Genomic DNA, 7972 nt, shown 5'->3' on the forward strand with positions numbered 1-7972 from the left:
TGAAGATTCTGAATTTCTTCGTTGATGAACCTGTAGATTTTTCTTAAATCAGGATCTATTCGGTAACCAGATGCCTCTACCGATTCTCTCTCCTTGTACAGATAGTCAAGCTTTGGTTGAATGAGTTTCTTATTAGTCATGACTATAGCGTAATAAAAGAGTTTGGATTCTTAAGAAGATTATAATTCACTCTCAAGAAATATTTGTGTAAATCACTTCTTCCCATTTTAAAATGATTCATTAGCTCAGATTCCCACTGGAGCAATGATCTTTCAGATTCCTTATAGGATATTTGGTATCTCAAAGGAATTTCCTTTGTATTGCCTTGAGTTCTTGTGTACATATTGATGTATCCTCTAAATACTATTGTTATTTTTTTGATAGAGTGTAGGCTTACACCGTCTCATCTACATATATTTATTTAGCATTTAAAAATGAATTTTTCAATCTTTCGTCAAGAGGGTCTCTAAATCTCTTTAGAGATTACTTAAGAATACTAAAGAATTAATGTTACCGATGACTCTGTTATTTATACAAGAAAGATTGAATACCGTATTGATGTTAGCATTCCTTAACATTTGACAGCAAAGAATAATTGATGTATAATGATTAAAGACGTAAAAACAATATGAAAGGGAAAAACTACTCTTACTCAGATGCCAAAGGATCTTATGGGATAGAGGTCAATATCACACCATATATGCTTCATCAGATCAAAGAAATTGATAAGCAGTATCTTGTAGGAATTCTGAAAGACCAAGAATTTTCAAGAGAACACCCAAGCAGTTGGGTGGGCAAGTGCCCCTTTTGCTCTTCCACGAAAAAAAGAAATTCTCAGGTCCCCTACCAACCGGCTTACCTCAACCCAAACAACATGGGGTATGTGTTTTACTGTTGTTCCTGTATGACCTCTACAACGGCCTATAAGTTGCTTCTTGCTGTTAGGGGTCACTCAGTAGCCGAAGAGTATTTGGAGACACGTTGGAGGGCAGGAGAGCTGGCTGGTGGGGGTTTTAACTGTCCACTACCTCAGAGTGTTCGTGAACAGTTGCTTAGCGAGAAGGAACAGCGAAAAACTGCTCACAAAAATGAATACGAGCTGAGGAAAGCCAGAAACTACATTGCCAAGTATGGGCTGCTGCCAAATGGGCAGAGCTTCACAGAATTGAATCTAAAAGATGAAGAGCAAAAATCCTTTGGATAACCTGACTCAGTTCAACTTGCTCACCGTGAGAAGTTGAACGATTACTCATCCCCATTAAATGGGAAGGCTTCACCTATCTCGGAGTCAATCTCCCATGGGGATTTATGGTCATTATCGGTTGTAAGCGGAACGGTCTTCTTATTCTGTCTCAGCGTGTCGTCCCGAAGCACCGAGTGATCATCCTGGAGCTTGTATTTCTTGTAGATCCGCTGCTGGATGGCCAGGGAGTGTCCCGCCAGATCAGCAACTTTTGTGGGAGGAACCCCCTGGACCAAGAGTGTGTTTATTCCTTGATGCCTTAGCGAATACTGGGTCATCTCCCGTGGCTTGACCTTAAAACCACACTCAACCATCAGCTTCTTCCACATGTCCCCATACCAAGTGGAAGATGGTGGCCTTCCTTGGGGCAAGAGAAACAGTGGTGAGGTTGGGGGTACAGCAATGCCCCATGACTCATACAGATTGAGCAGTTTTCCTTTGATTGTAGAAGTGGCGTAAACCAATCGCTCACCAGTTTTTGTTTCTGGCCTCGTCCTGAACTGAACAGCTATTTTTCCGTCCACCATGAATTCCTTGACATCGGAAAAACACAGCAAGCGGCTCTCATGTGGACGAGTAAAGGTGTCCTGTAGCCATCTCAACCAGTAGGCGTAAAGCTGCCAGCGTTGGTCCCGGTCCGGATCACCACAGGAACACAAGCTCTTCAGGGTCTGCCAGAGAATCTTCTCTTCCTTCTCCTCCAGAAGCCGATTAGGCAAGCGATATTTATCAATATCAAATACGGGAAGAGGTACCTTGATCGGCTTGCTGATGTATTCGTGAGTATGAAACCACGAGAGAATGGCGTTTATCTGAGTAATTTCAGTTTTAATAGTGGTCATCATGATCCCCTGCTTTTTACGCCAATCTTCATAGCCGCTGAAATCACCAGCTGTGAGTGAAGCAACGGTTCGGAGCTTGGTTTCTTTCTTGAAAATTCGCTGTTCTTCAAAAAAGCTCAGCACTGACACCACCCGAGCTTTGTAGGTCTTGAAGGTATTGAGGCGAATGCTTTTAGAGACACCGGGCGCATCCATCAATTGCTGACGGCTCTCCTGGAACTCCAGCAGGGCCTTACGGATTGAGAGAGCTTGCCTGGGATTGGGTTCTGGGGGATTGAAGAAAGCCATTTTCCGAGCCTCATACAGATCCGGAGTCCCCAGCGAAATGAATCGGTAGCGACCGTGCTGCCTGAGGCGGAGGTACCAGTTCTGTCCGCCCTTGTCCAAAAGCACCAGCAACCGCTTTTTGTCGGGTACGGCGGGATTTATCTCTTCCTTGGCGATGACGCCCAAAACACGAGTCAGCGATTACTCTCACTTTACTCCAAGTTTTTGAGTCGTCAATCACAGTGATAGCAAGGGCCCTTTACAAGCACCACAAATTCATGGTGGTGGATCGGGCAGTGGTGGTCACGGGGTCGGCCAATTTCACCCCCTCGTGCATCCATGGGGATCCCGGTGGCGATCCAAGTGGCGATCCGGGTAGCAATCGCAGTCGCGGCAACGTCAACCACCTGCTGCGGCTGCACAGCAGCGCCCTGGCCGCGAGCTTCGTGGCCGAATTTGAACGGATGTGGGGCGACGGCCCCGGCGGCCAGAGCGACAGCCGCTTTGGCCTGGCCAAAGGGGGTGGGGCGGCCCAGCGGGCGCTGGTGGGGCAGACCCCGGTCACGGTGCTGTTCGCACCCCACCGCCGCAAGGATCCCAACCAGGGCTTAGGGCTGCTGGAAAAGTTGCTCCTGGGCACACGCAAACAGCTGGATCTGGCCCTGTTCGTGCTCTCAGAGCAGGGCCTGGCCGATGCCATGGCCCGCCTGCAGGAGCGCGGTGTCAAGATCCGGCTGCTGGCCGACCCTGGCTTCGCCAACCGGGCCTTCAGCGAAGTGCTGGATCTGCTGGGCATCCAGCTGCCAGACCACCACTGCGGCCTGGAGGCAGGCAACCGGCCCTGGCAAAAGCCCCTAGACGGAGTCGGCACCCCGCGGCTGGCCAGCGGCGACAAGCTCCACCACAAGCTGGCGGTGATAGACAACCGCACCGTGATCACCGGCTCCTTCAACTGGAGCCCCTCGGCGGCCCATCAAAATGACGAAACCCTGCTGGTGTTTGACTCCCCCCAGCTCGCCGAACACTTCAGCGCCGAAATCAACCGGCTCTGGAAGGGGGCCGAGCTGGGCCTTACCCCCCGGCTGCAGCGCAAAATCGAGCGCCAGCGGCTGAATTGCGGCAGCGGGGTGCAGCGGGGGATCACCCAAGGGAGCACCACCCAGACCAACACTACCGGTGGATGAGCTGACAGGCACAAACCACCACATCTAGTGGCCCAACCCTATGCTTACCCGGTCAGTCTGGCCGCGCTTCAGCCATGGAGACCCTGCAAAAGACCGGAAGCCTCTTAAGACCCGGCAGCCTCTTAAAGACAGGAAGCCTGGTGAAGTCACTGGCCCAATCCCTGATCACCCCGGCCGAAGACACCGCCCCCGCAGCGCCGGTGGTCTACACCACGGCAATCCGTAGCACCGGCAGCCTGGGCGAATCCCTGACCGGGATTTCCCTGCTGGCCACCCAGCTGGGCTTCACCCATGCCACCGAAACCCTCTATGCCGCCGACTGCCACAGCGCCGCCTTCCACGCCGACCACGCCAACCGGGCGGTGAGCCTGGCGGTGGAGTGCAATCCCCGCCAGCAAACCGTATCCCTGGCCGTGAGCGGTCTGGAAACCCAGGACACCTTCGACACCTTCCAGGCCGTGGCATCCGCCCTCTTCGGTGACTGTTGAACAGCAGCGCAGCTCCTAAGCTGGCAACTAGTTTTTCTCACCAGGTTGAATGGATTCCCCGCAGGCCGCTCGCTCTACATCAGCGACCCTGGACGCAATCCAGCTGATGCTGCGTGACCTGCACACCAGGCACGACGACATCCGCCACCGGGCGGCCTTCCGGGGCTGCACCACGGAGCTGCTGGCCGTGCAACAGGAGCTGGTCGACTACCTGCTCACTAAAAAAAGCCAGCTGACGGGCCATGTAGATCCGGTGAGCGGCGCCACCCGCAACTACAACTCCTTCGTTTGAACCTGCCTCGCACCCATCCCCAGGTGGTGGTGGTGGTGGGTGGTGGGCCAGCCGGGGCCAGCCTGGCCCTGGTGCTGGCCCGATCAGGGCTGGCCGTGACCCTGGTGGAAGCCCGCACCAGCCTGGTGCGCCAGTTTCGGGGGGAGGCCCTGATGCCCTCAGGGCTCGATGCCCTCGGCGCCATGGGGCTAGCCCAGCTGCTGCCTGCCCTGCCCCACCGCCCCCTGCAGGGCTGGCGCTTCATCGTCAACGGGCAGGAGCTGTTCAGCGCAGCCGAGCCCCTCGGTGGTGATCCCCGCCACCCCTGCACCCTAGTGAGTCAGCAGGCCTTGCTTGAACTGCTGATCGAGCAAGCTCAGGCCTTCCCTGGCTTCGCCCTGGAGCGCGGCCAACCCGCCGTCGACCTGCTCTGGCGCCAGGAGCGGGTGGTAGGGGTGCAACTCGGCGATGGCCGGCGCCTGGAGGCCGATCTGGTGCTGGCCTGTGATGGCCGGGCCTCCCTGCTGCGGCAGAAGGCCAAACTGAAGTTGATCGATGGAACCAGCCCGATCGATCTGCTCTGGTTTCAACTGGCCTGCCCAGCCGGCTCACCCCTGCAGGGGAATTTCACCACCCTGGTCGGAGCGACTGGCGTGTTCAGCGCCTTTGAGAGCGCCGCCGGTGGCCTGCAACTGGGCTGGGTGCTGGCCGCCGGCGACCGCGCCCCCGCCCTGGGCCAACCGGAGTGGATCGAAAAGTTAGCCGGCCTCTGCTCGGGCGAGCTGGCGCTCTGGCTGCGCCAGTGGGGAGCAGGCCTGAGCGAACCCACCAAACTGGCGGTGAAAGTTGCTCTGGCGGAGCGCTGGTGGCGGCCCGGACTGCTGCTGCTGGGAGATGCGGCCCACCCGATGGGCCCCGTGCGCGCCCAGGGCATCAACATGGCTCTGCGCGATGCCTGCGTGGCCAGCGCCCGGCTGCTGCCCCTGCTCTGCGGCGAGGCCACTGATGGGGGGCAGGCTTTCGATGACACCCTTGCAGCCATCGAGGCCGAACGCAGGCCTGAAATCGAGGCCATCCAGGCCCTCCAGGCCTTGGAAGCCGCCCGGGGGGAACAGCTGCGCAGCCAGGCCTGGTTGAGGCGGGGGCTGGCCCTGGCGGCACCCTTGATTGGCCCCGCTATCTCCGCCCACTGGAGCCACCAGCAGCAGCCCCTGCGCCATGGCCTGACCCTGCTGCCAAAACCGCCATGATGGGAGCACAGCCGTGCACCTATGGCCGCCGATCGGATCGACCTAGTCTGCGCTCCCAGGCAGTCAGCCATGCTCCTGCCTGGGCTGGGGGCCAGCCTGATGGGCCTGCTCCTGGCCATGCCCCTGCAGGCGGCCCCCAAGGATCCGCCCTATCCCACCCTGGAGGAGCTGCGCGAGCTCCAGCTGCTCACCTTCACCTGCGGGCGAGAGAACACGGCCGAAAGCTGCAATAAAGCCAGCGCCATGGCGGATCCCCTGATGGACCATCCCCGACTCGGGGCCAACTGTAAGGACGCCATCTGGACCATCCGGGAACGGGCCAAGCCCGCTGCCACCAACAACTACGAGCGGCGCGAGACCATCAATCGGGCCGGCCAGGACCTGATCCCCTTCTGCAAGCTGCAAACCCGCACTGTCGTGCCTAGCAAGAAAGAAGACAAACCAAAGGAGAAAAAGCTCTTCGGCCTGATTCCGGGCTCCTGAACCGGGCTCGGGTCGCAGGAATCAACGCTCTGTTTCGCTCGGCATCAGCTCGAGCACTTGGCGGGCTGTGCTGTCCATGAAGGCCAGCGACCAGCCCATCTGCACGACGGCCTGATCGGCCAGGGCACAGAGCCCACCCCGTTGGCCGGCAGCCTCGCAACTGGCCGAAAGGCCCAGCAGGGCATTGGTGAGCTTGCCCCGCAGGCAGGTTTCCTTGCCCCGACGATGGATCACCGCCTCCGCCGCCAGCAGACTGCGCTGCAGGGCCTGATCCATGGGGATCGCCCTGGCCCCGCCCACAACCTTGCTGGAGCCAGCAGCCCCCGCGACGCCGGCCGGGGCGAGCACCAGCAGGCAGATCAGCAACCGGACTGCCCGGTTGGGAATAGGGAAACGCCCGGCAGCACGAGTTGACACGACAACTGTTCTTTTCTGGACCCTAGCCAGCCCGGCCAGGGCCGCAGGCAAGGGCTAATTTGGTGCCCCCTGAGCCCCAGTGGGCTTGGCCGATGACCTGCAGCAGTTCCATGAACGTCCAGCACATCGCCCTCGCCCGGCCCTTCAGCGACCAGAAACCCGGCACCTCCGGCCTGCGCAAGAGCAGCAGGCAGTTTCAGGCTCCCCACTACCTCGAAAGCTTCATCGAAGCGAGCCTGCGGGTGCTGCCAGGCGTGGCGGGGGGCACCCTGGTGGTGGGTGGCGATGGTCGCTACGGAAACCGCCAGGCCATCGCCGTGATCTCCCGCATGGCCGCCGCCCATGGCGTGGCCCGGCTGATCACCACCACCGGGGGCATCCTCTCCACTCCCGCCGCCTCCCACCTGATTCGCCAGCACGGTGCCGTGGGTGGAGTGATCCTCTCGGCCAGCCACAACCCCGGCGGGCCCGACGGCGATTTCGGCGTCAAGATCAACGGCGCCAACGGCGGCCCCACACCTGAATCGATCACCGACGCCATCTACGCCGCCACCCAGACCCTCGACGGCTACCGAATCTGCGAAGGCGGCAGCGATCCCGACCTCTCGACACCTAGCCGCAGCAGCATCGGCGACCTGCAGGTGGATGTGATTGATGGCGTCGACGACTACGTGGCGCTGATGCAACGACTCTTCGACTTCGACCAGATCGGCGATCTGCTGCGGGGCGACTTCCCGATGGCCTTCGACGCCATGCACGCGGTTACCGGCCCCTATGCCAGCCGCATCTTCGAAGGGGTGCTCGGAGCCCCCGCGGGCACCGTGCGCAACGGCATCCCCCTGGAGGATTTTGGCGGCGGCCACCCCGATCCCAACCTCACCTACGCCCACGACCTGGCCGAGCTGCTGCTGGGCAGCGACGCCTACCGCTTCGGTGCCGCCTGCGACGGCGACGGCGACCGCAATATGATCCTTGGGACCCGCTGCTTCGTGAACCCCAGTGACAGCCTGGCGGTGCTCACCGCCAACGCCACCCTGGCTCCGGGCTACGGCGATGGTCTGGCCGGCGTGGCCCGCTCTATGCCAACCAGTGCCGCCGCCGATGTGGTGGCCAAAGACCTGGGCCTGCCCTGCTTCGAAACCCCCACCGGCTGGAAGTTCTTCGGCAACCTGCTAGACGCTGGGCGGATCACCCTCTGCGGCGAGGAGAGCTTCGGCACCGGCAGCAACCACATTCGCGAGAAGGATGGGCTCTGGGCCGTGCTGTTCTGGCTGCAGATCCTGGCCAGGCGGCGGGAGCCGGTGAGCCAGATCATGGCCGAGCACTGGGCCCGCTTCGGCCGCCATTACTACTCCCGCCACGATTACGAGGCGATCGCCAGCGAAGCAGCCCACGGCCTCTACAACCGGGTAAAGGAGATGCAACCAGGACTGGTGGGCCAGAGCTTCGCCGGCCGCAGCGTCGCCACCGCGGACGACTTCGCCTACACCGATCCGGTGGATGGCTCCCTCACCAGCGGCCAGGGCC

General features: G+C 59.4%; 9 protein-coding genes. 7 read left to right on the top strand and 2 right to left on the bottom strand.

Features of this window, described 5'->3' with window-relative positions; genetic code table 11:
• The first annotated feature begins 628 nt into the window (after positions 1–628).
• A complete protein-coding gene (locus KBZ15_RS14015) occupies positions 629–1204 on the top strand; it encodes a hypothetical protein (RefSeq protein ID WP_255015835.1) in 576 nt (191 codons plus the stop codon).
• 41 nt (positions 1205–1245) lie between these two features.
• On the opposite strand, the gene KBZ15_RS14020 is transcribed toward KBZ15_RS14015, so the two are convergent.
• Positions 1246–2538, bottom strand: coding sequence for a hypothetical protein (locus KBZ15_RS14020; protein ID WP_255015836.1), 1293 nt, complete (start codon positions 2536–2538; stop codon positions 1246–1248).
• 56 nt (positions 2539–2594) lie between these two features.
• On the opposite strand from KBZ15_RS14020, the gene KBZ15_RS14025 reads away from it, so the two are divergent.
• The 5 genes from KBZ15_RS14025 (at position 2595) to KBZ15_RS14045 (ending at position 6028) form a co-directional block, all read left to right on the top strand.
• Positions 2595–3536, top strand: a complete 942-nt coding sequence (locus KBZ15_RS14025; protein ID WP_315859894.1) for a phospholipase D-like domain-containing protein — start codon at positions 2595–2597, stop codon at positions 3534–3536.
• 140 nt (positions 3537–3676) lie between these two features.
• Positions 3677–4024 carry a hypothetical protein gene (locus KBZ15_RS14030; RefSeq protein ID WP_255015837.1) on the top strand — a complete coding sequence of 116 codons (348 nt, stop codon included), beginning with the start codon at positions 3677–3679 and terminating at the stop codon, positions 4022–4024.
• 49 nt (positions 4025–4073) lie between these two features.
• Positions 4074–4316 carry a hypothetical protein gene (locus tag KBZ15_RS14035; RefSeq protein ID WP_255015838.1) on the top strand — a complete coding sequence of 81 codons (243 nt, stop codon included), beginning with the start codon at positions 4074–4076 and terminating at the stop codon, positions 4314–4316.
• On the top strand, positions 4313–5545 hold the full coding sequence (locus tag KBZ15_RS14040) for an FAD-dependent monooxygenase (protein ID WP_255015839.1): 1233 nt from the start codon (positions 4313–4315) through the stop codon (positions 5543–5545). The genes KBZ15_RS14035 and KBZ15_RS14040 overlap by 4 nt, the downstream gene beginning before the upstream one ends.
• A gap of 69 nt (positions 5546–5614) precedes the next feature.
• Positions 5615–6028, top strand: coding sequence for a hypothetical protein (locus tag KBZ15_RS14045; protein ID WP_254931803.1), 414 nt, complete (start codon positions 5615–5617; stop codon positions 6026–6028).
• A gap of 21 nt (positions 6029–6049) precedes the next feature.
• On the opposite strand, the gene KBZ15_RS14050 is transcribed toward KBZ15_RS14045, so the two are convergent.
• Positions 6050–6445 carry a hypothetical protein gene (locus KBZ15_RS14050; RefSeq protein ID WP_255015841.1) on the bottom strand — a complete coding sequence of 132 codons (396 nt, stop codon included), beginning with the start codon at positions 6443–6445 and terminating at the stop codon, positions 6050–6052.
• A 110-nt stretch (positions 6446–6555) separates the two neighbouring features.
• On the opposite strand from KBZ15_RS14050, the gene KBZ15_RS14055 reads away from it, so the two are divergent.
• Positions 6556–7972: alpha-D-glucose phosphate-specific phosphoglucomutase (locus KBZ15_RS14055; protein ID WP_396123495.1), on the top strand; the 1417-nt coding region annotated here is incomplete at its 3' end.

It is taken from the genome of Cyanobium sp. BA20m-p-22, assembly GCF_024346275.1.
In the GTDB taxonomy this organism is placed as follows: Bacteria; Cyanobacteriota; Cyanobacteriia; order PCC-6307; family Cyanobiaceae; genus Cyanobium_A.

What these genes read in the sequence shown, in the direction of transcription:
- KBZ15_RS14035 (WP_255015838.1), top strand. Translation starts at nt 4,074, where the DNA reads ATGGATTCCCCGCAGGCCGCTCGCTCTACATCAGCGACCCTGGACGCA.
- KBZ15_RS14045 (WP_254931803.1), top strand. Translation starts at nt 5,615, where the DNA reads ATGCTCCTGCCTGGGCTGGGGGCCAGCCTGATGGGCCTGCTCCTGGCC.
- KBZ15_RS14015 (WP_255015835.1), top strand. Translation starts at nt 629, where the DNA reads ATGAAAGGGAAAAACTACTCTTACTCAGATGCCAAAGGATCTTATGGG.